Annotated in this window: 23 protein-coding genes and 1 tRNA gene; 8 read left to right on the top strand and 16 right to left on the bottom strand. The window is 66.7% G+C overall.

What is annotated here, in order from left to right; genetic code table 11:
* Positions 1-78: 78 nt before the first annotated feature.
* The 6 genes from BVG12_RS19575 (at position 79) to BVG12_RS19550 (ending at position 7,286) form a co-directional block, all read left to right on the top strand.
* Positions 79-729, top strand: a complete 651-nt coding sequence (locus BVG12_RS19575) for a LysE family transporter (protein ID WP_075793862.1) — start codon at positions 79-81, stop codon at positions 727-729.
* 233 nt (positions 730-962) lie between these two features.
* On the top strand, positions 963-2,969 hold the full coding sequence (locus BVG12_RS19570) for a DUF6600 domain-containing protein (RefSeq protein WP_075793861.1): 2,007 nt from the start codon (positions 963-965) through the stop codon (positions 2,967-2,969).
* Positions 2,970-3,042: 73 nt separating this feature from the next.
* The gene (locus BVG12_RS19565) at positions 3,043-3,309 is read left to right on the top strand and encodes a DUF493 family protein (protein ID WP_075793860.1); all 267 of its coding nucleotides are present in this window, start codon (positions 3,043-3,045) and stop codon (positions 3,307-3,309) included.
* An 81-nt stretch (positions 3,310-3,390) separates the two neighbouring features.
* Positions 3,391-4,089, top strand: coding sequence for a lipoyl(octanoyl) transferase LipB (gene lipB / locus BVG12_RS19560; RefSeq protein ID WP_075793859.1), 699 nt, complete (start codon positions 3,391-3,393; stop codon positions 4,087-4,089).
* Positions 4,090-4,113: 24 nt separating this feature from the next.
* The gene (lipA, locus tag BVG12_RS19555; RefSeq protein WP_075793858.1) at positions 4,114-5,118 is read left to right on the top strand and encodes a lipoyl synthase; all 1,005 of its coding nucleotides are present in this window, start codon (positions 4,114-4,116) and stop codon (positions 5,116-5,118) included.
* Positions 5,119-5,300: 182 nt separating this feature from the next.
* Positions 5,301-7,286, top strand: a complete 1,986-nt coding sequence (locus tag BVG12_RS19550) for a helicase-related protein (RefSeq protein WP_075793857.1) — start codon at positions 5,301-5,303, stop codon at positions 7,284-7,286.
* A gap of 7 nt (positions 7,287-7,293) precedes the next feature.
* Here the strand turns inward: BVG12_RS19550 and BVG12_RS19545 are convergent, their stop codons facing one another.
* The 7 genes from BVG12_RS19545 to BVG12_RS19515 form a co-directional block, all read right to left on the bottom strand.
* Complete coding sequence (locus BVG12_RS19545) at positions 7,294-7,500, bottom strand: hypothetical protein (protein WP_075793856.1); 207 nt, start codon at positions 7,498-7,500, stop codon at positions 7,294-7,296.
* Positions 7,501-7,536: 36 nt separating this feature from the next.
* On the bottom strand, positions 7,537-8,169 hold the full coding sequence (locus BVG12_RS19540) for a hypothetical protein (protein WP_075793855.1): 633 nt from the start codon (positions 8,167-8,169) through the stop codon (positions 7,537-7,539).
* Positions 8,170-8,380: 211 nt separating this feature from the next.
* Positions 8,381-8,887, bottom strand: a complete 507-nt coding sequence (locus BVG12_RS19535; RefSeq protein ID WP_075793854.1) for a peroxiredoxin family protein — start codon at positions 8,885-8,887, stop codon at positions 8,381-8,383.
* An 82-nt stretch (positions 8,888-8,969) separates the two neighbouring features.
* Positions 8,970-9,626: a BON domain-containing protein gene (locus BVG12_RS19530; RefSeq protein ID WP_075793853.1), complete on the bottom strand. Its 657-nt coding sequence runs from the start codon at positions 9,624-9,626 to the stop codon at positions 8,970-8,972.
* Positions 9,616-10,212 (bottom strand): phosphoheptose isomerase, encoded by a 597-nt coding sequence (locus tag BVG12_RS19525; RefSeq protein ID WP_075793852.1) that lies wholly within the window; start codon positions 10,210-10,212, stop codon positions 9,616-9,618. The genes BVG12_RS19530 and BVG12_RS19525 overlap by 11 nt, the downstream gene beginning before the upstream one ends.
* Before the next feature lie 173 nt (positions 10,213-10,385).
* Positions 10,386-10,751, bottom strand: coding sequence for a YraN family protein (locus tag BVG12_RS19520; protein WP_075793851.1), 366 nt, complete (start codon positions 10,749-10,751; stop codon positions 10,386-10,388).
* A gap of 1 nt (position 10,752) precedes the next feature.
* The gene (locus BVG12_RS19515) at positions 10,753-11,847 is read right to left on the bottom strand and encodes a penicillin-binding protein activator (RefSeq protein ID WP_169926826.1); all 1,095 of its coding nucleotides are present in this window, start codon (positions 11,845-11,847) and stop codon (positions 10,753-10,755) included.
* A gap of 135 nt (positions 11,848-11,982) precedes the next feature.
* On the opposite strand from BVG12_RS19515, the gene rsmI reads away from it, so the two are divergent.
* Positions 11,983-12,891: a 16S rRNA (cytidine(1402)-2'-O)-methyltransferase gene (gene rsmI / locus BVG12_RS19510; protein WP_075793849.1), complete on the top strand. Its 909-nt coding sequence runs from the start codon at positions 11,983-11,985 to the stop codon at positions 12,889-12,891.
* A gap of 170 nt (positions 12,892-13,061) precedes the next feature.
* On the opposite strand, the gene BVG12_RS19505 is transcribed toward rsmI, so the two are convergent.
* On the bottom strand, positions 13,062-13,691 hold the full coding sequence (locus BVG12_RS19505; RefSeq protein WP_075793848.1) for a hypothetical protein: 630 nt from the start codon (positions 13,689-13,691) through the stop codon (positions 13,062-13,064).
* An 84-nt stretch (positions 13,692-13,775) separates the two neighbouring features.
* Here BVG12_RS19505 and BVG12_RS19500 point away from each other — a divergent pair.
* Positions 13,776-13,852: transfer RNA gene (locus tag BVG12_RS19500), tRNA-Pro, on the top strand.
* A gap of 75 nt (positions 13,853-13,927) precedes the next feature.
* On the opposite strand, the gene BVG12_RS19495 is transcribed toward BVG12_RS19500, so the two are convergent.
* The 8 genes from BVG12_RS19495 to BVG12_RS19460 form a co-directional block, all read right to left on the bottom strand.
* Positions 13,928-14,842, bottom strand: a complete 915-nt coding sequence (locus tag BVG12_RS19495) for a hydroxymethylglutaryl-CoA lyase (protein WP_075793847.1) — start codon at positions 14,840-14,842, stop codon at positions 13,928-13,930.
* 9 nt (positions 14,843-14,851) lie between these two features.
* A complete protein-coding gene (locus BVG12_RS19490) occupies positions 14,852-15,793 on the bottom strand; it encodes a 2-hydroxyacid dehydrogenase (RefSeq protein WP_075793846.1) in 942 nt (313 codons plus the stop codon).
* A gap of 142 nt (positions 15,794-15,935) precedes the next feature.
* Entirely contained in the window at positions 15,936-17,957 is a 2,022-nt protein-coding gene (locus tag BVG12_RS19485; protein ID WP_075793845.1) for an acetyl/propionyl/methylcrotonyl-CoA carboxylase subunit alpha, read from the bottom strand.
* Positions 17,958-18,118: 161 nt separating this feature from the next.
* Complete coding sequence (bioB, locus tag BVG12_RS19480) at positions 18,119-19,147, bottom strand: biotin synthase BioB (protein ID WP_075793844.1); 1,029 nt, start codon at positions 19,145-19,147, stop codon at positions 18,119-18,121.
* 19 nt (positions 19,148-19,166) lie between these two features.
* Positions 19,167-19,979, bottom strand: coding sequence for a dethiobiotin synthase (gene bioD / locus BVG12_RS19475; RefSeq protein ID WP_083685230.1), 813 nt, complete (start codon positions 19,977-19,979; stop codon positions 19,167-19,169).
* A complete protein-coding gene (gene bioF / locus BVG12_RS19470) occupies positions 19,976-21,163 on the bottom strand; it encodes an 8-amino-7-oxononanoate synthase (protein WP_075793843.1) in 1,188 nt (395 codons plus the stop codon). The genes bioD and bioF overlap by 4 nt, the downstream gene beginning before the upstream one ends.
* Before the next feature lie 2 nt (positions 21,164-21,165).
* Entirely contained in the window at positions 21,166-22,509 is a 1,344-nt protein-coding gene (bioA, locus tag BVG12_RS19465) for an adenosylmethionine--8-amino-7-oxononanoate transaminase (protein WP_075793842.1), read from the bottom strand.
* A 20-nt stretch (positions 22,510-22,529) separates the two neighbouring features.
* Positions 22,530-23,315 carry an enoyl-CoA hydratase/isomerase family protein gene (locus BVG12_RS19460; protein WP_075793841.1) on the bottom strand — a complete coding sequence of 262 codons (786 nt, stop codon included), beginning with the start codon at positions 23,313-23,315 and terminating at the stop codon, positions 22,530-22,532.
* Between the last annotated feature and the right edge of the window lie 7 nt (positions 23,316-23,322).

Genomic DNA, 23,322 nt, shown 5'->3' with positions numbered 1-23,322 from the left:
GCTGGCCGCGGCCGTCCGGCAATCGCCGGCGCCGTGCGCCATGCCCGCGTCCGTTTCCCGTCCCCTTTCGTTTCCCTCATGAGCTTCATCACCTGGATCGGCTTCGTCATCGCGGCCACCCTGATCGCCATTTCGCCCGGCTCCGGCGCCATCCTGTCGATGTCGCACGGCCTCGCGTACGGCCTCAAAAAGGCCAGCGCCACGGTGCTGGGCCTGCAGCTGGGCCTCGTGCTCGTGCTGGTGATCGCCGGCGCCGGCGTCGGCTCGCTGCTGCTCGCGTCGGAACCCGCGTTCACGGTCGTCAAGGTCGTCGGCGCGCTGTACCTGATCTGGCTCGGCATCAGCCAGTGGCGTTCGCAAGCCGAGGCGGACGGCGTGCCGACGGCTGCCGTAGCGACGGCCGGCCATGCCGCGCACCCGACGTTCGGCCGCCGCGTGCTGACCGGTTTTCTCACCAATGCGACGAACCCGAAAGGGATCATCTTCATGGTCGCCGTGCTGCCGCAATTCATCGCGCAGGATGCGCCCGTGCTGCCGCAGCTGGCGATCCTGGGCGCGACGATGGTCACCATCGACACCACCGTGATGCACGGCTACGCCCTGCTGGCGTCGTCGATGCAGCGCTGGTTCCGCGATCCGCGCGCCGTCAAGGCGCAGAACCGTTTCTTTGGCGGCGTGCTGGTCGTCGTCGGCGCCCTGCTGTTCTTCGTCAAGCCGGCCCATGCCTAAGAGGGCACCTCGACAAACCGTCGCGGGCGGCCGTGGCTGAGAAGCGCGGCTGTACGAGCAGTACAGCGAGCATCGCAAGGCGAATCCACAATGCGCAGCAGGCTCGGCGCCGCGCCCGATCGGTGGATACATTTCGCAACCATTTGTAATTTCTGTCGGCGTCTCGCGCGCTCGTGCGTTGTAATGCACTAGACGCAATCCATTACAAAAACAGCCCTTCCCCTGGAGACATCATGTCCAACCGCGTTGCGAAAACAGCCGTCCTGCTCGCTTTTTCCACCCTGACGGCACTGGCCGCGGCGGCCGATCCGCCCGCGCGCGTGGGGCGCGTCGCGCTGACCCAGGGGCAGGTCACCATCGGCAGCGACGTCGGCGCCGAGATGATGGCGGCCCAGATCAACTGGCCCGTCACGTCCGGCAACACGATCACGACGACGGACGGTGCCCGCACGGAGGTGCGCATCGGCTCGACGTCGATCCGCCTGGACGGCGATTCCTCGCTGGAAGTGACGCAGCTTGACGACGCCGCACTGCGCCTGCGCCTGCACTACGGCAGCGTCAGCGTGCGGGTGATCAATGCGGATGTGCTGTCCGGCTTCGAACTCGAGACCCCGCAGGCGCGCGTGCGCCTGCAGCAGCCGGGCCGCGTGCGCGTCGATGCCGAGCGCGTGCGCGACACCAGTTTTGTGACGGTGTTCGACGGCGTGGCGCTCGTCGAGGACGGCGATTCCCAGCTGACCCTGCGCGCCGGCCGGCGTGCGGAAGTGGGCGACAACGATATCCGCACCTTGACCGCCGTGCGCGACGCCTTCGACGAATGGGCCCTCGTGCGTGACCGCTACGAAGACAATGCCGCATCAAGCCGCTACGTGACGCCCGAGATGACGGGTTACGAAGACCTCGACCGCTACGGCAGCTGGCGCGAAGACGTCGAATACGGCCCGCTGTGGATCCCGACCGTGGCCTCGACCTGGGTGCCGTACCGCGACGGCTGCTGGACGTGGCTCGAGCCGTGGGGCTGGACCTGGGTCGACAACGCGCCCTGGGGTTATGCGCCGTTCCACTACGGCCGCTGGGTGCAGGTGCACAACCGCTGGGCCTGGGCGCCGGGCCGCCGTCATGAGCACCTGGTGTGGGCGCCGGCGCTCGTCGGCTGGGTCGGCGGCGACGGCTGGAACCTCGCGTTCCGCGACCGCAACCGCACGCTGCCCGCCGCCGGCTGGTATCCGCTGACGCCGCACGACCGCTACATCCCGACCTGGCGCGCGCCGGACAACCACCTGCGCTGGCTGAACGAACACGTGCGCGACGACCCGCGCCGCCCGCGCGACTACCGCCCGCAGGGTCTCACGGTCGTGCCGGAGGACCGCTTCCGCCAGCCGGGCCGGGTGAATGTGCCGCGCTCGCCGATCATCACCGCGCCGCCGGTACTGGTGCGCAACATTCCGGCCAGTGCGCCGCCGCCCGGGCCGCAGCCGCACGGGCAGTCGAACTGGCCGAATCGCGGCCCCGCCGGCATTGTCCGCATGGACGGGCATCACGCGGACCCGGGCCGCGAGCGCCGCATCGAGACGGAACGCGTCGAGCGCGACGTTGTCGTGAGCCAGCGTATGCCGGGCCTCGTGCCGCAGGCGGCGCCGGCCCAGGCCTTGCCCGTCACGAGTCCGACGCCGCACCTGCCGTCGCAGCCGCTGAGCACCATCGCGAGCCCGACGCCGCATCAACCGCAGCAAGCGCTGTCGACGGTCAGCCCGACGATCCAGCAGCCGCAGATGGTGCCGCCGGCGGGCGTGCCCGGCGGCTGGCGCCGCGACCGGATGGATCGTGACGAGCGTCGTGACGAGCGCCGCGAACAGATGGAAGAATGGCGCCGCAACCGCCAGCCGGTGCTGCAGGCCCAGCCGCAGGTGCAGCCGCAGCCGCAACAACAGCCGCAACAACAGCCGATGATGGTCGCGCCGGCAACGCAGCCGGTCCAGCGCGTCGAGCGCCCGCAGCCGCGCTTCGAACGTCCGGAACCCCGGATCGAACGGACGGAGGCCCGCATCGAACGGTTGGCGCCGCCACCCGTCGAGCGCCCGGCGCCGCCGCCCGTGCAGATGGCGCCGCCCGTGCAGATGGCGCCGCGCCCGGCACCCGTCGCGGCACCGGCGCCGCCGCCACCGGCACCCGCTCCGGCCAAGGCGGAAGAGCACCGTGCGCGCGTCGACCAGCGCGGGCGGGACCAGAAAGAGCGTTGATCGGGCGAGGAGCGTTGATCGGGCGGAATCGGACCGGTTTGGCTACAATGCTGTTTTACAAAAGGAGTGGCCTATGGACCCGAAAGATTCCCTCATCGAATACCCGAGCGATTTCCCGATCAAGGTCATGGGCCCGACGCACGACGATTTCGCCACCACGATCGTCGAAGTGGTCACCATCCACGATCCGACTTTCCATGCTGGCAAGATGGAAGTGCGGCCGTCGGCCAAGGGCGCCTACACGGGCCTGACCGTGATCGTGCGCGCCACCAGCCGCGAGATGCTCGACAACCTGTACCGCGAGCTGTCGTCGCACCCGATGGTCAAGATCGTCCTGTAAGTTTCGCGCTTTCGATGGGTTCGCGGCGCTGCCCATCAGGCTGGCTTATAATGACGGGGTATCCCTTCAAAGATCCTATCCATGCAAGCGAACCGCCCGGTCATCCGTGAGCTTGGCCGCGCCGACTACGAACCCATATTTGCCGCGATGCGCGCCTTCACGGATGCGCGCACGCCCGACACGCCCGACGAGTTGTGGATCGTCGAGCATCCGCCCGTGTTCACGCTCGGGCTGGGCGCCGACCGCGGCCATCTGCTGAGCGTCGGGGCGCACGACGTGCCCGTCGTCCAGACGGACCGCGGCGGCGAAGTCACGTACCACGGCCCCGGCCAGGTCGTGATCTACCTGCTGATGGACCTGCGCCGCAACAAGCCGGGCGGCAAGCTGTATGCGCGCCAGTTCGTCCACAAGATCGAGCAGGCGGTGATCGATGTGCTGGCGGCGTATAATCTGGCGGGTGAACGCGTCGAAGGCGCGCCCGGCATCTATATCGCCGACGGTCCGAGCAAGGGCGCCAAGATCGCCGCGCTGGGCCTGAAGGTGCGCGGCAACGGCTGCACTTATCACGGCGTGTCGCTGAACGTGGCGATGGATTTATCTCCGTTCACCTGGATCAATCCGTGCGGTTATTCCGGCCTGGCCACGGTGGACATGAAGACGATGGGCGTCGATGCGCCGCTCGCCGACGTGCAGCACGCCCTCGCCGACGCACTCGTGCAGCATCTGTCCACGGCACCCTCTTCAACCGCAGCGGTCGCGCAGGCCGCAACGACAAACTGAAAGCCCGTCTGGGTTAATACGCACATGACTTCCGAAATCGACAACGGCACCGCAGCACAATCCGCAGCAAATGCGTCCTACAACGCCAGCGAAAAACAGAAAGGCGCGAGCAAGACGTCCCGCATCCCGATCAAGATCGTGCCGCTCGAACAGCACGAGCGCCTGAAAAAGCCGGACTGGATCCGCGTCAAGGCCGCGAGCCCGTCGTCGCGCTTCTACGAGATCAAGGACATCCTGCGTGCGAACAATCTCGTCACCGTGTGCGAGGAAGCCAGCTGCCCGAACATCGGCGAATGCTTCGGCAAGGGCACCGCGACGTTCATGATCATGGGCGACAAGTGCACGCGCCGCTGCCCGTTCTGCGACGTCGGCCACGGCCGCCCGGACCCGCTCGACGTCAACGAGCCGGGTAACCTCGCCAAGACCATCGCCGACCTGCGCCTGTCCTACGTCGTGATCACGTCCGTCGACCGCGACGACCTGCGCGACGGCGGCGCCGGCCACTTCGTCGAGTGCATCCAGAAGACGCGCGCGCTGTCGCCGAACACGAAGATCGAAGTGCTCGTGCCGGACTTCCGCGGCCGCCTGGAAAAAGCGCTGGCCATCTTCGCGGACGGCTTGCCGGACGTGATGAACCACAACCTGGAAACCGTGCCGCGCCTGTACAAGGAAGCGCGTCCGGGCGCCGACTACCAGCACTCGCTGGTCCTGCTGCGCGACTTCAAGGCCAAATACCCGAACGCCGTTACGAAATCCGGCCTGATGGTCGGCCTGGGCGAGACCGACGAGGAAATCCTGGACGTCATGCGCGACATGCGCGCGCACGACATCGACATGCTGACCATCGGCCAGTACCTCGCCCCGTCGAATTCGCACCTGCCGGTGCGCCGCTACGTGCATCCCGACACCTTCAAGATGTTCGAAGAAAAGGCGTACGAAATGGGCTTCGTGCACGCGGCCGTCGGCGCGATGGTGCGCTCGTCGTATCACGCCGATCAGCAGGCCCACGAGGCGGGCGTGGCGGCATAAGCCGGAGACAGTAAAACCCCCGTCGTCCCCGCGCAGGCGCGGACCCGATTTCGCTTGCACTGACGATACGCGAGCAACTTGGGTCCGCGCCTCCGCGGGGAGTCGTTTTTGGCAGTGCCAAAAACGACGTTTTGGTGGCTTGCCGAACGGTGCCCCAGGGCCGGCCGCGTTATATTGGACACATGAGCGAACACCACCGTTTTCCCCCTGCCGACGACGACACCCAGGACGACGACGCTTTCCTCGAACGGGAACTGAACCTGGCCGCCCGCGGCGTCGAACTGGTCAAGATGGAAGGCCGCGTCTTCCTGCGCTTTGCCGGCGCCGTGCGCGTGGACGGCTTGCACGTCGAGTACCGCCTCGTGCCGTCGCGCGGCGTGCTGGCCAAGCCCAGCAAATGGCGCAAGATGGACCTGCTGGCGCGCCGTGAACTCGTCGAGGAACGGGCCACGCGCGACGCCGTCGACGACCTGAACCAGGAGGTCGAGGAATTCGTGCGCGAGATCGCCGACCAGGCCGACGAATTCGGCGTCGACCCGATGCTGTTCCTGCACGTGCTGGAAGAGCTGGAGACGTCCGAGCCGGCCGAGTTCGTGTTCGACCGCATCCGCCAGCGTCTGCTGCACGCCATCGAGCGCGAGCAGGAAGAACGCCACGCCGCGCGCACCAAGGAAAGCATCAACCTGGCCGAGTATCCGGCGTCGTTCGAGGTGGCCAGCAAGATGGCGCGCCGTTTCATCGCGCTGCTGGGCCCGACCAATTCCGGCAAGACGCACCGCGCGATGGAACACCTGGCCCAGGCCGACAGCGGCGTCTATCTTGCCCCGCTGCGCCTCTTGGCGCTGGAAAACTACGAGCGCCTGCAGAACACGGTCGGTGCGGACGGCGAACCCATCAAGGTCAGCCTGATCACGGGCGAGGAACGCCGCCTTGCCGAAGGCGCGACGCACGTGGCCAGCACCGTCGAGATGCTGGACACGAAGACGCCCGTGCAGGTGGCCGTCATCGACGAGATCCAGATGCTGGCCGACCGCGACCGCGGCGCCGCCTGGACGGCCGCCGTGTGCGGCGCGCCGGCGTCGACCGTGTACCTCGTCGGCGCGCCGGAAGCGCGGCGCGCGATCGAGGCGCTGGCCGAACGCCTGGAATGTCCGCTCGAAGTCCACGTGCTGAAACGCAAGGCGCCGCTGTCGATGGAGCCAAGCGCCGTGCGCAGGCTGAAGAACCTGAAGCGGGGCGACGCCGTCATCGCATTCTCGCGGCGCGAGGTGCTGATGTGGCGCGACATGATCACGGAGATGGGGCTGTCGGTTGCCACCGTCTACGGCAATCTGTCGCCGGAAGTGCGGCGCGCGCAGGCCGAACGTTTTCGCGAAGGGCAGGCCGACATCGTCGTCGGCACGGACGCCCTCGCGATGGGCTTGAACATGCCGATCCAGCGCATCGTGATGACGACGGCCGTGAAATACAACGGCTATGAGGAAGAAGAAATCTCGGCCGCGCTCGCCAAGCAGATCGCCGGCCGCGCCGGCCGCTACGGCGTGCACGAGGAAGGGTTTGTCGCCGGCTACGACGACGACACGCACGACATCATGCGCTCCTTGATGAAGGAAAAGATCCCACCCGTGCCGGCCAGCGGCTTCGCCGTGGCGCCATCGCTGGAGCAATTGCACCGCATCTCGTCGGTGACGGGTGAGACGTCGCTGGTGAAACTTTTAAAACGGTTCGTGCACAACATCGACGTGCCGGACGGCTTTTTCTATCCGCGCATCACGGAAGAACAGAACGAGCGCGCGGAATGGCTGGATACGCTCGACCTGAGCGTGGCGGAAAAATTCACGATGTCGCTCGTGCCCATCTCGACCAAGGTGCCGACCTTGGAAAGCGCGTGGACGTACTGGGCCCAGTCGCTGGCGAAGCGAAAGATCTGCAAGCTGCAACCCCATCCGCAGGAATTGTTCTGGCAAAACCTGCAGGAAGTCGAGGACACGTGCCGCATGTATTCGGCGTACGCCTGGCTCGGCTACCGCATGCCGGAATTCTTCCCCAGCATCGAAGAAGCGCAGAGCTTGGCGCGGGAAGCGTCCGAGCGCGTCGATACCCTGCTGCAGCAACAGAATGCGGCCACGCGCAAGCGCCAGGCCAAGAAGGAGCGGGGGCGCTGGTAAGCGCGGTTCACGGCGTCTGCCGGACCCGCCCGACGGCTTCCATCCACTCGTCCCACAGGGCCGGATCGCTCGTCCGGCCATCCCCGTCCAGCTTGTAGCCGGCCAGCAGGTCGGCCAGGTCGCTGCACTCCGTCAATTCGACTTCGCGTTCGAGGAAGGCCAGCATGGCCCGGTAGGCCTGCTCGACCGTCAATGTATCGGTGATCGCGTTCATGGTCGTCTCCGTGTCGATGACGCCAGCTTACGCCGTTCAGGGCAGGCAATGCGCAGCGATGCCGGAGCCGCGCGGCCCGGCGGAGTCGACGTCGGCCGGCGGGTAACCGTTGCCCAGCGCCAGCGTCTGGCCGCCTTCATAGCGCAGGGGCAGCTGGTCGCCGGGATAGTCGGGGAGCGGACTTGGGATGTAGATGGCGAAGCGGTAATCGAGGTGCGGGTAATAGCCGTGCCGGAAAACCTGGCTGGACGGGCCGCGCTGGATCTCGGCCGCGATCGCGTCGGCGAGGGTCCGCGTGTCGAAGCGGCTGTTGATGTCGGCCGTGTCGTCCAGCCGCAGCGTGTACGGCCGCAGCGGGCCGAAGCGGCGGTCGCCGTACTGGACGCGGGCGCGGTCGACGTCGTAATAAAAGCTCGGAATGTTGGCGCCGGTGACGTCCAGGCCGCACAGCACGAACACGGCCCAGAAGCCGTGCGAATCGAGCGGCAGCACGGCCTCCACGGGCGCGCGGTTCGGCAGCGCGACGGGGGTCGTAAAATCGATCCGGTGGACGTTGGCAACATGCTGGTAATGCAACACCACGGTGTTGCGCAGACCGGTATCGACACTGCTGCAGCCTGCCGCCGTCAGCAGGCCCGGGATGAGGGCGTACTTGATCAGCTTGCGCATCGGTTTCTCCTTTGCCGGCGTCAAGCTTGGGCCGAACCGGACCTCAGGATTTGCGGGACGTCAGCGATGTGCAGGGAACGTCGCGTTACGGGTAGGGTGGACGGCTCGCCATCCACGCGGTGATACGCGCCATTAAATATGTCGTGTCCGCTGAACGCGTGGCCGGCGGTTACGTGAACAATATTCGAAGGTTAGGGTGCCGCCGTCCACCCTACAGGGATTTTTGAAGCAACGCGTGCAGCGATGCAAAATCCGGCTCGCCCAGATAGCGCTTGAGGATCTTGCCATCCTTGCCGATGACGAACGTGGTCGGCGTCATGTTGACGTCGCCGAACTGCTTGGCTAGGTCGCCGCCCGAATCGAGCGCCACTTTAAATGGCAGCTTGCGCGTCTCGGTGTAGTTCAGGACATAGTTCGGCGGATCGTAGCTCATCGCCACGGCGACGAATTCCAGGCCGTGCTGCTTGAACTTATTGTATGTCTCGACCATCTGCGGCATTTCTTTCACGCAGGTGGCGCACGACGTCGCCCAGAAATTGACCATCACGACCTTGCCCCGCAGGTCCTGCGAGCTGATCTTCTGGCCATCGATGGAAATGAACGTGACGTCGGGCGCCTGCTGCTGCTGGCTGAACGTGGCGAAGCCGATGCCGGCGATGGCCAGCACGGCCGCGCCGATGGCGGCCGGCTTGAGCCAGGCACGATGTGAAGTGGTCATGGTGTCTTCATCCTCCAATACCCATCAGGCGACGTCACCATTATAAGCCGCTGTCTTTAAGCGCTGTCTTTAAGCCGATGTCTTACGACGTGCCCCGCGGCTCGGGTTGCTGTTGCTGCGGGGGCGACATCGAGCGCAGGTCTTCTTCGCTGATGTACTCGAACATTTTCACCACGCGCATGACGCCCGACACGCCCTGGGCCACATCGGCGGCGATATTGCCCTCGCGCTGGGTCACCAGGCCCATCAGGTAGACGGTGCCGCGTTCGGTGACGACCTTGAACGAGGTCGCCGAGACGGTCTTCTTGTCGGCCAGGCTGAGTTTCACTTTGCTGGTGATCAGCGCATCGCTGGAGCGCGAGGTATAGCTCGACGGGCCGGCGATTTCCAGTTCGTTCATGACGCCTTCGACGTTCGCGATGCTGCGCACCTCGTTCTCGACGGCACGCTTCATCGCCTCGTCCTTCACTTCGCCCGTCAGCAGCACCTTGCGGTTGTAGCTGTTGACGTTGACGTGGCCGGCGTCGCCGACGATGTCGCCCATGCGGGCCTCGGCTTTCACCGCGATGGCCTTGTCTTCGGTCTGCGCGCCCAGCGTGCGGCGGTCGGCCGTCGCGACGGCGCCGCTGACGGCGGCACCGGCCATGACGGCGACGCAGCCTTGCAGGGAAGACAGCAGAGCCACGCACAGCACGGCCTTCGACAGGGGACGCAGCACGGCGCCGGCGTTAATTTGCATCTTCTTCTCCGAACAGGGCGACGTCGAGGCCGTCGCAAATACTGTGGATCGCAACCAGATGGACTTCCTGGATACGGGCGGTGCGCGCATGCGGCACGTTGATGTGGACGTCGGCGTCGGTCAGCATCTGCCCGAGCTTGCCGCCGTCCTTGCCGGTGAGGGCGACGATGCGCATCTCGCGTTCCAGCGCGGCTTCGACGGCGGCCAGCACGTTGGCCGAATTGCCGGACGTGGAAATCGCCAGCAGGATGTCGCCGGCCTGGCCGAACGCCTGCACCTGCTTGCTGAAGATTTCGTTGAAACTGTAGTCGTTGCCGACGGCCGTGATGATCGACGTGTCGGTGGTCAGCGCGATGGCCGGCAGCGGGAAGCGCTCGCGCTCGAAGCGGCCGACCAGTTCGGCGGCGAAATGCTGCGCGTCGCCGGCCGAGCCGCCGTTGCCGCAGGCGAGAATCTTGTTGCCGTTGGAAAGCGCATTGAACATCAGCTCAATCGCTTGGGAAATCGGTTGTGCGAGGAGATTCGCCGACTTCAACTTGAGTTCGGCGCTCTCCTGGAAGTGGGCGAGGATGCGTTGAGTATTCATGGTCAAAGATTATAGTGCAGTGGCAATGCCCGGCGATCAAGGCCAGCAAAAAATGCTTACACTTGCAAGCCTTTGAAAACCGTCGCGAGCGGCAGCAGTTTTGGCCGGGAAGCGCAGCTGTACGAATAGTACAGCGAGCATCGCAAGCCAAAACTGCAACGCGCAGCAGGTTTTCAAACGCTTGTTTCAATGGCGTTCCTTAGCCATTCGATATTGTCGCCGTCGATGGCGATCACGTCGATGCGGCAGGCCGGCAGGCGGTCGAGTTGCTGTAAATAGACCTGGGCGGCGCGGATGATGCGGCGGATCTTGGCCGGGCCGATGCTGGCCGCCGCGCTCACGGGGGCGCCCGCCGCACGCTGGCGCACTTCGACGAAGACGAGCGTGGCGCCGTCGCGCAGGATCAGGTCGATTTCTCCCAGCTTGCACCGGAAATTCGCTTCCACCGCGACGAGACCGTGACGCTCAAGATACGCCAGCGCCACCGCTTCCCATTGCCTGCCCTGTTCCTGCTTGCGCGACAGGCGGGTCGGCCACATGTCAGCGTTCCCTGTCCACGGGCTCGAACGCGCCGGCGCGGACGACGACGGCCGCTTCGCGCCGCTGCAATTGCAGCTGGCCGCCGGGGCCGGTGCCCACGTCGAGCCGGCCCGTGACGCCATCGATGACGAACGGCGCGCCACCCCGCAGCGCCAGTTCGCGCGCGACGCGGAAGGCGTCGATGCCGAGCGCGTACAGACGGTCCATGTCGAGCGGCTGTTCCGCATTCAGCGGCCGCGGATAGACCATCACGACCGGGTGGTCCGGCAGCACGATCCAGGGCAAATCGAGGATGCGCACGCCGTCCAGGCTCGATGCGCCTGGTTCCGCCGTGCGACCCGGATTGGCCGCGCCGCCGCCGTAGCAGGGGATCGCGGCGCCGGCGAGGGCGCGCACGTGACGCAGCGCTGCGCTGTCGAGCGCGGCGAACAGCAGGTCGGGCGGGTCGATCTCCAGCTTCTGTTTCAGGTCGTCGCCGGACGGCACGGCGAAGCGCTGGGCCGTGTGCCCCAGCTGGGTCCAGCGCGCCTCGAACGCGCCGGCCGCGCGCTGCGCCCAGGCCGCGCCGCCCGTCAGGATCAGGGCGCGGCCATGCGGATGCTCGCGCGCGGCCCAGTCGGCCACCTGGCGCGCCTCGTCCTCGACCGACAGCCCGGCCACGAGCATCGCTCGCGGCACCGTCGTCCGTCCTTCGGGCACGCTCAGCACGACGGTCGGCCGTGTGACGGCATCGCTGTCGGCCAGCGCGGCGACGGCGGCACGCGCGAGCGGCCCCACGATGATGTCGCTGGCCACCGCCGCGCGCGCGTAGGCGTCGAGCACGTCGCGCGGGGCGTCGCCCGTCGGGACCACCTCGGCCTTGAAGCCGGTGCCGTCGCGGTCCATCCCGGCCATGAAACCGGCGCGCACGGCCTCGGCGGCAGCGGCCAGCGTCCTCGATCGCATCGGCAGCAGCAGGGCGATGCGGATGGGGGTATTGGATGGCGGTGGCGGCGGGGACGGCTCGTTCGCTTGCGGTCTGGCGGGCCGCGGCTGGATGGCGGGATCGCCCAGCATGGCGAGGGTGAACGCGTGCGCACTTGTGTTAGTGTCCACGGACGCGCACAATCGCTGCGGCCCGGCACATGGCGTGCCGGCTTTGGGCTGGCCGCCTACGCTCATCGCGATGAGAAGCCAGGCCAGCCGGGCGCACGACGCCGCGAGAATGTTCATCCGCATCCGATCCCCAACATGACAGAAACCCAGTCCAGCCAGATCGCCCAACTGCCCGTCATGGGCGAGGCCGCCCAGCAGTCCTATCCTAGCGCAACGCTTTACGTGGTGGCCACACCCATCGGCAACGTCACCGACATCACGCTGCGCGCGCTGCACGTGCTGCTGCTGGCCGACGTCGTCGCCTGCGAGGACACGCGCAAGACGGGCGCGCTGCTGACGCGCTTCGGCTTGAACAAGCAGATGATTGCCGCGCACCAGCACAACGAGCGCGAGGTCGCCGAAAAAATCGTCACGCGCCTGCGCGCGGGCGAGCGCGTGGCGCTGGTGTCGGACGCGGGCACGCCGGCCGTGTCCGACCCGGGCGCGCGCATCGTCGACGCCGTGCGCGACGCCGGCTTGCACGTTGTACCTGTACCCGGATCATCGGCGGCCATCGCTGCGCTGTCGGCGAGTGGCCTCGTGAACGACCGCTTCTATTTTGTCGGCTTCCTGCCGGCGAAGGCGAAGCAGCGCGAAGCGGAACTGGCCGCGCTCAAGTCCGTGCCGGCGACGCTCGTGTTTTATGAGGCACCGCATCGCATCACCGACTGTGTGGAATCTCTCGCGGCCGCATTCGAGCCGACGCGCCAGGTGGTCTTTGCGCGCGAGCTCACCAAGTTGTTCGAGGAAATCCACCGTTGCCCGCTCAGCGAAGCGCTCGCGTGGGTAAAAGCCGACGCGAACCGCGAGCGCGGCGAATTCGTCGTGCTGGTCGAAGGCGCGCAGGCCGATGACGACGAGGGCGATGTGGAGGCGGAGCGCGTCCTGCGTATCCTGCTGGAAGAATGCTCGGTGAAGCAGGCGGCGGCGCTGGCGGCGCAGATCACGGGGAAAAAGAAGAATGCCTTGTATGAGCGGGCGTTGCAGATCAAGGGCGGTGAATAAACCCGCAACGTAAAACGTCGTCGTTCCCGCGCAGGCGGGAATCGATGCTGAAGCTCCGAAGTCGGACTTTGAAAGCGCTGATCGTATTTCCGATGTACTGAATTTTGTTGCTCAGTATGGAGGGAATAGTGCCGGGGCACTATTTCTGTTTTCGCGGGAACGACGGGCAGCTACCACTTGCACCCACTATCCTTCTTGTCCATCGCAAGAAAGATCGGCGCCAGCAACCCCCCGGGCACGCCATCCTTGCAATCCGGCCGCTTGGCCTGCTTGATCGCCCGTTCGAACTTGCTTTCCGTTTGCAGCTGCGGCTTGGGCAGGCGTTCGAGCGCCGTGCCCACCTTGTCGGGATCGGGCTCGTTGGCCAGCTTCGTCGCCATGCCGCGCGCCATGCTGCGGGCGGCGTCGAGGTCGAAGTGCTGCGTCGCCGCCGCGGGCGCGGACGGCGGCGCAGGCGTTTCCGGTGCCGGCTTGACGGCATAGGTTTCCCCGGTCGACTGGCGTTTTTCCGGTGCGACGGCGATCACGGGACGGGTTTTCTTCGCGGGACGCGGCGCGCGCGGCACGGCAGGCGCCTCGGCCGGTCTCACTTCCGCCGGCGGCGGCGCGGCCTGCAGGCGGATGGTGAGCCGTTCCGGCGGCGCGGCGGGGAAGGTCGTGACGGGCTGGCGGTAGAGCGCGAGCAGCAATGCGTGGGCGGCCACCGACAGCGCGATGCCGGCCGCGATGCGGTTGGCCTGCTTGCGCTCCAGCAGGGCGCTCCCGAAGCCGCCGTCGATGTGGTCGATTGCAAACGTCACGTCTTCGCCCTATGAGTGAGAAAACCACGGACACAAGCGCTTTCCTTGACCGCGATGGCGTCCGGACGGTATGATGGCTGTCTTCGGAGTGTAGCGCAGCCCGGTAGCGCATCTGGTTTGGGACCAGAGGGTCCAAGGTTCGAATCCTTGTACTCCGACCAGTATATCAAGAAGGCCGACGAGAGATCGTCGGCCTTTTTCGTTCGTGCGCCCGGCAGGCGCACTTGCTTTCCGCATTACACGACCCGCTTCGCCAGCAATGCGTTGCCGGCCCGGCTTGCACCCTTGCGGCCCAGTTGCTGTGAAATGAATTGCCCCGCATCCACAACGAGATCGAGATCGATGCCCGTGTCGATCCCGAGGCCGTTCAGCATGTAGACCACGTCCTCCGTCGCCACATTGCCCGTCGCGCCCTTGGCATACGGACAGCCGCCCAGGCCCGACACGGACGAGTGGAAGATCGCGACGCCCAGTTCCAGGCTGGCGTAGATGTTGGCGAGCGCCTGGCCATAGGTGTCGTGGAAATGGCCGGAGATGCGCTCCAGCGCGAAGGCGCGCGCCGCCGTGTCCATCACGGCCTGCGTCTTGCGCGGGGTCGAGACGCCGATGGTGTCGGCGATGTCGATCTCGTCGCAGCCCAGGTCGCGCATGCGGGCGACGACGTCGGCGACGGACGCCAAAGGCACCTCGCCCTGGTACGGGCAGCCGAACGCGCAGCTGATGCTGCCGCGCAGGCGCAGGCCGTGGTCTTTCGCGGCCTTGGCCACCGGCTCGAAGCGCGCGATGGATTCCGCGATCGAGCAGTTGATGTTCCGCTGCGAGAACGCTTCCGACGCGGAGCCGAAGATCACGACTTCATCGGCCTTGGCCGCCAGCGCCGCCTCGAAGCCCTGCATGTTCGGCGTCAGCGCGGAATACAGCGTGCCGGCGCGGCGGGCGATGCCGGCCATGACTTCCGTGCTGGTGGCCATCTGCGGCACCCATTTGGGCGACACGAACGACGCCGCTTCGATGTTGGCAAAGCCGGCGCGCGACAGGCGGTCGACCAGTTCGATCTTGACCGCTGCGGACACCGCTTCCTTTTCGTTTTGCAGTCCGTCGCGCGGGCCGACTTCGACGAGTTTGACTTGTTTCGGCAGTTGACTGTGCATGATGGTTTCCTAGTAGCCGCGGGCGCGGTCGACGATGTCGTCGATGGCCTCGCCCCGTTCCAGCTTCCCGATCTTGGCGGCGATCTGGCGCACCGCCTCCTCGCGCAGGGTGAGGGCCGAGATGTGCGGCGTGATGGTGATGCGCGGCTCGTTCCAGAACGGATGCGGTGCCGGCAGCGGTTCGTTGCGGAACACGTCCAGCGTGGCGCCCGCGATGTGGCCCGAGCGGATCAGCGCCAGCAAATCCGGCTCGGCCACCTGGGCGCCGCGCGCCACGTTGATCAGATACGCGCCCTGGGGCAGCTGCGACAGGCGCGCGCGGTCGAGCAGGTTCGTCGTCTCGGGCGTGAGCGGCAGCATGCAGACGAGGACCTGCGTGCCGGACAGGAAATCGTCGAGCGCTTCCATGCCGGCGAAGCACTCGACGCCGGGCAGGTCGCGCGCGGAACGGCTCCAGCCGCACACGGGAAACCCGAGCTGGCGCAGCGCGCGCAGCACGGGTTTCCCGAGCTTGCCGAGGCCCAGCACGCCGACCGTGAAATCGGCCTTGCGGCGGCGCGTTTCCAGCGGGTTCCAGATGCCCTGGCGCGCCTGCTGCTCGTAGTCGTCGAAGCGGCGGAAGTAGCGCAAGGTCGCATACACCACGTACTCCGCCATCTGCTCGGCCATGCCCGCATCGCCCAGCCGGACGATGGGCACCGGCGGCAGCGCGTCGCCGAATTTCAGCAGCGCGTCGACACCGGCGCCCATCAGGAAGATGGCTTTCACATGGGCGAGCTGGTCGAGCAGGCGGGGCGTCGGCGCCCACACCACGGCGTAATCGCAAGGCGCCAGCGATGCCAGCGACATCTTCTCGTGCCACAAGACGATGTCGGCGTGCGGCAATGCATCGGAAAAATCACGGGCCCACGGTTCGATGACACCGTCTCCCCGGTACAGCAGTATCCGCATATTCGTCTCCTGATAATTTTTATGGATTGCGTTTGCTGTCTCGTTGGTCATTCGACGCCGCGTGCGCCATTGCCTTCTGGGCTGGCGGCGCGGCGTCCATCGCGTGGCCCGATAGAGCCCGTTCTTGCTTACTCTTTGCTGCTTATGCTGCCGCTTTGAACGCCAGCAGCGGTGCGCCATCCGCGACCTGGTCGCCGACCTGGTACAAGACTTCCTCGACCAGGCCGTCGCTCGGCGCGGCAATCGTGTGTTCCATCTTCATCGCTTCCATGATCACGAGCGGCTCGCCCTTTTTCACGAGCTGCCCGTTGGACGCGATCACCGCCACCACCTTGCCCGGCATCGGCGCCGTCAGGCGGCCGTCCGCCGTTTCATGCTCGCCCGCATGCGCGAGCGGATCGTTCCAGGCCAGCACGTGATGCTTGCCGCCCGTGAAGACATGCAGCGTTTCGCCGTCGCGCCGCACGGTGCCCTGGATGGCCTGGCCGTCCAGGCGGATCGCGTAGCGCCCGTCGTGGCGCGACACCAGCGCCAGCGGATGCGGCTTGCCGTCCGCTTCGAGCGTCCACCCATGCGAATGATAGGTCATGTCGATTGCATAAACCTTGGCCTGGGTCGTGGCCGCGTACTCGTCGCCGAACGCCAGGCGGCGGCGATACGTGCCGTTCATGCGCCAGCCGTGGGTGCTGGTCCACGGGTCGGCGCTCGTGGAGGTTTCCGCGCCGACGAGGGCCACGGCCGCCAGCGCCAGTGCGGTCAACGGGGCCGGGCCGGCGGGCGGGAACAAGGTCGCGCTATTCCGTTCGATCAAGCCCGTGTCCAGATCGGCGTGCGCGAAGGCATCGCCCTCGACGAGGCGTTTCAAAAAGGCGATATTGGTCGCGAGGCCGACGATGTGGAATTCCGACAGCGCCTGCGCCATGCGCGCCAGCGCCTGCGCGCGGTCCGCGCCCCACACGATCAGCTTGGCGATCATCGGATCGTAGAACGGGGAAATCGCGTCGCCCGCGCGCACGCCGGAATCGATGCGCACGCCGGCCGGGTTGCCATCCGCGCCGCCGAGCTCGAATGCGACGTGCGCCGGCGTATCCATGTACTGCAAGGTCCCGATCGACGGCAGGAAACCCTTCTCCGGATTCTCCGCATACACGCGCGCCTCGATGGCGTGGCCGTGGATCGCGAGTTCGTGCTGTTGTTTCGGCAGCGGTTGGCCGGCCGCCACGCGCAGCTGCCATTCGACGAGGTCCGTGCCCGTGATCATCTCGGTGACGGGATGCTCGACCTGCAGGCGCGTATTCATCTCCATGAAGTAGAACGAGCCGTCCTGATTGGCGATGAACTCGACGGTGCCGGCACCGACATAGCCCACGGCGCGCGCGGCCGCGACGGCCGCTTCGCCCATCGCGGCGCGGCGCTCAGGCGGCATGCCGGGCGCCGGCGCTTCTTCCAGCACCTTCTGGTGACGGCGCTGCACGGAGCAGTCGCGTTCGTGCAGGTACACGCAGTTGCCGTGTGTGTCGGCGAACACCTGGATCTCGATGTGGCGCGGCCGCGTGAGGTATTTTTCGACGAGCACCTTGTCGTCGCCGAAGGAGGCGCTCGCCTCGCGCTTGCACGACGCCAGCGCGGCCTGGAAATCCTCCGACCGCTCGACCACGCGCATGCCCTTGCCGCCGCCGCCGGCGCTGGCTTTCAGCAGCACCGGATAGCCGATGCGGTTCGCTTCCGCCTGCAGCAGTTCGGGGTCCTGCGCATCGCCGTGATAGCCCGGCACGAGCGGGACGTTCGCGCCTTCCATCAGCTGCTTGGCGGCGGACTTCGATCCCATCGCGCGCATCGACGATCCCGGCGGGCCGATGAACACGAGGCCCGCGGCCGCGCAGGCTTCCGCGAATTCGGCGTTTTCGGACAGGAAGCCGTAGCCCGGGTGGATCGCCTGCGCGCCGGTGGCTTTCGCCGCGGCGATGATCTTGTCGCCGCGCAGATAGCTGTCCTTGGCGGCGGCGGGGCCGAGCAGGATCGCTTCATCGCAGACCGCGACGTGCTTGGCGCCGGCGTCGGCTTCCGAATAGACGGCAACGGTCTTGACGCCCAGGCGGCGCGCGGTGGCGGCGACCCGGCAGGCGATTTCGCCACGGTTGGCGATGAGGATCTTGGTGAACATGTGGTGTCTCGTCTGTTTTAAGTTTTGTAAACGTTAGCTTCAAACGTCGTCCCCGTGGCAACGGGGACCCATGCTGAACCACGGATCACGCGGTGTATGGATTCCCGCTTTCGCGGGAATGACGGGTTTTTTTGCTGAACAGGTCGAACTCGTTATCGGCTTCAGCAGCCGCAGCTTTCCTTCTGCACCGACTCCAGCATTGCCGAACGGGTTTTCAGGCCCAGTTTTTCCAGCAGCTTGCGGTCGTCGTCCGCTTCCGGGTTGTCGGTCGTGAGCAGCTTGTCGCCGTAGAAGATCGAGTTGGCGCCCGCCATGAAGCACATCGCCTGCACGGCTTCGCCCAGTTCGCGGCGGCCGGCCGACAAACGCACGCGCGCCTTCGGCATCGTGATGCGGGCGACGGCGATCGTGCGCACGAATTCGATCGGATCCAGCGGCGGCAGGCCGTGCAGCGGCGTGCCTTCGACCTGCACGAGGTGGTTGATGGGCACCGATTCCGGATACGGATTCATGTTCGCCAGCTGCGCGATCAGGCCCGCGCGCTGCTCGCGCGTTTCTCCCATGCCGACGATGCCGCCGCAGCAGATCTTCAAACCGGCCGTGCGCACGCGGCCCAGCGTGTCCAGGCGGTCGCGGTATTGGCGCGTGGAGATCACGTCGCCGTAGAAGTCCGGCGCCGTATCGATGTTGTGGTTGTAGTAGTCCAGGCCCGCCTGCTTCAGTTGCTCGGCCTGGCCTTCTTCCAGCATGCCGAGGGTCGCGCAGGTTTCCATGCCCAGCGCCTTCACGCCGCGCACCATGGCTTCCACCTTCTCCATGTCGCGCTCTTTCGGGCTGCGCCACGCGGCGCCCATGCAGAAGCGGGTCGCGCCCTTGGCCTTGGCTTCGCGCGCGGCGTCCAGCACCGTGTCGAGGTCGAGGATTTTTTTCGCTTCGACGCCCGTGTCGTAGCGCGCGGCCTGCGGGCAGTAGCCGCAGTCTTCCTCGCAGCCGCCCGTCTTGATCGACAGCAGGGTCGCGAGTTCGACGTCGCCGTCGGGGAATTCGGCGCGGTGCGCCTGGCTGGCGCGGAACATCAGCTCCGGCAGCGGCAGTTCGAACAGCGCGAGCACGTCGGCCAGCGGCCAGGTGGCGTCTTTCGGGAGGGAGGCCGGCGTGACCGGCGGATGGAGGGTGACGACTTGGGTCATTTCGGATTCCTTGTTTTGGTTAGGCACGCTTGGCCGGCCATCCCGGCAGGCTCGCGAGCTCGATGTGGCTGGCCGCCATCGCGGCCGAAGGTTCGGTAAGACGGGGCACGCGGCCCAGCAGCGGTGCGGGCAGGCGGCGTTCGAGCTCCGCGACGTTTTCGTCGGCGTAGCGCATGTCCGGATCGACCTGGTTGGCGACCCAGCCCGCCAGCACGAGGCCGCGCGCGACGATCGCCTCCGCCGTGAGCAGCGCGTGGTTGATGCAGCCCAGGCGCATGCCGACGACGAGGACGACGGGCAACCCGAATTGTACGGCCAGATCGGCGCTGTCGAAGTCTTCGGAGAACGGTACCCAGAAGCCGCCCACGCCTTCGACGACGGTGGCGTCGGACGCGCCCAGGATCTCGGCGTACGCCGTCAGGATGGGCACCGGTTCGATGGTGACGCCTTCCAGCGCGGCCGCGATGTGCGGCGCGCACGGTTCGCGCAGCATGTACGGCGTCGTGATCCGCTGCGGCAGCAGCACGTTGCCGGCCGCGCGCAGCATGGCCGCGTCGTCGTTGTGCAGCTGTCCGTCGCGTTCCTCGGCGCCGGCCGCGATGGGCTTCATGCCGCACGCGCGCACGCCCTGCTGCACGAGTTTATGCAGGATGGCGCTCGAGATCAGCGTCTTGCCGATTTCCGTGTCGGTGCCCGTCACGAAACAGGCGAAGCGGGTCGGCACGCCTTCCGCGGCCAGGGGCGCGGGGACGGCGACCGGCGCCGGTGCCGTTGCCGGGATGGCGGCGCCGACGGATGCGCCGCCTAATGGTTCGGGCTCGTTGAGAGTCATGCCCACGTCCTTTCCAACTGGTTGAGCGCAGCCGTCAGCCGCGCGACGTCTTGTTCGGTATGCGCGGCGGAGAGCGTCACGCGCAGGCGCGCCGTGCCCACCGCCACGGTCGGCGGACGGATCGCCGGCACCCACAGCCCCTGCTCGTGCAGGCGGGATGCCACCGCCATCGCCTCGTCGTTGGCGCCGATGAGGATGGGCTGGATCGCCGTCGTCGATGCGGGACGCTGCCAGCGCTCCAGACGCAGGCCGCCGTCCAGCTGCGCGATCAGCGCGTTTAGGTGTGCACGACGTTCGCGGCCTTCTTCACTTTCGATGATGTCCATGCTTGCGAGCAGCGCATGCGCAAGCGCGGGCGCGGCGGCCGTCGTGTAGATGTAGGGCCGCGCGCGCTGGATCATCAGCTCGATCACGTCTTGGTGCGCGGCGATGAACGCGCCGCCCACGCCGGCCGCCTTGCCCAGCGTGCCGATGTAGACGAGATTAGGCGAGCGCAGATCGAAATGCTCCAGCGCGCCGCGTCCGGTGTCGCCCAATACGCCGAAGCCGTGCGCATCGTCGACGACGAGCCAGGCGCCATGGCGTTCGCACAGCGCCAGCAGTTGCGGCAGCGGGGCGAGGTCGCCGTCCATGCTGAACACGCTGTCCGTGACGACGATCTTCACGGGCGCGTCGCTGGCCGCGAGTCGTTCGTCCAGCGCGGCCACGTCCCCGTGCGGGTACACGGTCACGCCGGCGCGCGCGAGGCGGGCGCCGTCGATCAGGGACGCGTGGTTCAGCGCTTCCGAAAAGATCATCGCATCCGGTGCGCTGCCGAGTCCCGTCAGCACGGCAAGGTTCGCCATATAGCCGGTGCAGAAGTACAGCGCGCGGCTTGACTCGAGATGTGGCGCCTCGAACGCGGCGAGCCGCTCTTCCAGCTGCGCGTGCGCGCGGCTGTGGCCCGACACGAGGTGCGACGCGCCGCTGCCGGCGCCATACAGGCTTGCGCCTTCCCGCAGCGCTTCGACGACGCGCGGATGCGCGGCGAGGCCCAGGTAGTCGTTGCTGCAGAACGCGAGCATGTCTCGGCCGTCGACGACCTGGCGCGGCGCGCAGGGCGTGTCCGCCGTGCGCCGGCGCCGGGTCAGGCTGCGGCTTTCCAGCTCGTCCAGTTGAGCGCGGACTTTATCGATCAGATTCATATTCACTCCGCGATCACTTCCTCGAACACCTTGCGCGTGCGCGCCGCGAGGCCCACGATCTCTTCCTCGTCCAGCACGTACGGCGGCATCAGGTACACCGTGCGGCCGATGGGGCGCAGCAGCAGCTCGTTTTCCACCGCGCTCGTGAAGAAGCGGCGCGCGAACGTCGACGCCCTCTTCGCATCCGGTTCCACCGCGTCGAACGCGAGGATCATGCCGCGCTGGCGGAAGTTCGTCACGCGCTTGTGGTCCAGCAGGGGCGCCAGTTCCAGCATCAGGCGCGTGGCCGTCTCGCGGTTCTTGTTCAGCACATCGTCTTCCTCGAAGATCTGCAAGGTCGCCAGCGCGGCGCGGCAGGCCAGCGCGTTGCCCGTGTACGAGTGCGAGTGCAGGAAGCCGCGCGTGATGTCTTCGCTGTAGAACGCCTCGTACACCTTGTCGGTGGTGAGCACGAGCGACAGCGGCAGGTAGCCGCCGCTGATGCCCTTCGACAGGCACATGAAGTCCGGCCAGATCGCCGCCTGTTCGCACGCGAAGAACGTGCCGGTGCGCCCGCATCCGACCGCGATCTCGTCGGCGATCAGGTGCACGTGGTATTTGTCGCACAGCTCGCGCAGGCGCTGCAGGTACAGCGGATCGTGCATCGCCATGCCGGTGGCGCACTGCACGAGCGGTTCGACGATGATGGCGGCGATGCGGTCGGCCCGTTCCGCGAACAGCGCCTCGACATCCTGCGCCGCACGCAGCGCGACGTCCTGGGCGGACTCGCCGTCGACGGCGTTGCGCGCATCCGGCGACGACACCGTCCGTGCGGCGCGCAGCAGCGGGCCGTAGGCGTCCTTGAACAGCGCGACGTCCGTGACGCCCAGGGCGCCGACGGTCTCGCCGTGGTAGGAACCCTGCAGGCAGACGAATTCCTGCTTGTCCGCATAGCCCGCGTTGCGCCAGTAATGAAAACTCATTTTCAGCGCGATCTCGACGGCCGACGCACCGTCCGACGCATAGAACGCGTGGCCCAGCGCGTGGCCCGTCAGCGCGGCCAACTGCTCGGACAACTCGATCACCGGTTCATGCGTGAAACCCGCGAGCATCGCGTGTTCGAGCTTGTCCAGCTGGTCCTTCAATGCCGCGTTGATGCGCGGGTTGGCGTGGCCGAACAGATTCACCCACCACGAACTGATGCCGTCCAGGTAGCGCCGGCCTTCATGGTCGACCAGCCACGGCCCCTTGGCGTGGCTGACGGCGATCAGCGGCACTTCTTCGTGGTGCTGCATTTGCGTGCATGGATGCCAGACGCTGCGCAGGCTGCGCGCGATCCAGTCGTTGGAGGTGGTCTGCTTCAACATTCAAATCCTATCGGGTCGTGCTATTCCAGCCATGACGGCCGGCGTTTTTCAAGAAAGGAGGCGACACCCTCGCGTCCTTCGAGCGAGGCGCGGATGCCGGCGATGCGGTTCGCCGTGTCTTCCAGCAGCGCTTCCGTCACGCTCTGGCCGACGATGTCGCGCACGAGTTTTTTCGCTTCGCGCACCGCGTTCGGGCTGTTGTGCGCGAGCGCCTGCACGATGCCCGCGACTTTCGTGTCGAGGTCCGCCGCCGGTACGACTTCGTGCACGAAGCCGATGCGATGGGCTTCCTTCGCATCGAAGCGTTCGGCCGTGAGGAAGTAGCGGCGCGCCGCCTGTTCGCCCATCGCCTTGATCACGTACGGCGAGATCGTCGCGGGGATCAGCCCGAGCTTCACTTCCGACAAACAGAAGTTCGCCGTGTCGACGGCCACGACCACGTCGCACGCGGCCACGAGGCCCATGCCGCCGGCGTAACAGTCGCCCTGCACCTTCGCCACGACGGGTTTCGTACACGTATAAATCGTGCGCAGCATGTCGGCAAGGCGCATGGCGTCGGCGCGGTTTTCGTTGTCCGAATAACCGGCCATCTTCTTCATCCAGTTCAGGTCCGCGCCGGCGCAGAACGCGGGGCCGTTCGCGGCCAGCACGATGGCGCGTACGAGTTCGTTGCGTCCCAGCTCGTCGAAGGCGAGGGCCAGTTCGGCGATGCTTGACTCGTTGAACGCGTTGCGCAGATCCGGGCGGTTCAGCGTGACCTGGCCGATGCGGTCGGTGATCGTGACGGTGAGGGTCTGGTAGTCCATGTCTTGT

The organism is Massilia putida, assembly GCF_001941825.1.
Lineage (GTDB): Bacteria > Pseudomonadota > Gammaproteobacteria > Burkholderiales > Burkholderiaceae_D > Telluria > Telluria putida.
The sequence above is the reverse complement of the archived record's forward strand: the minus strand, read 5'-3'. Positions and strand labels throughout refer to the sequence as shown.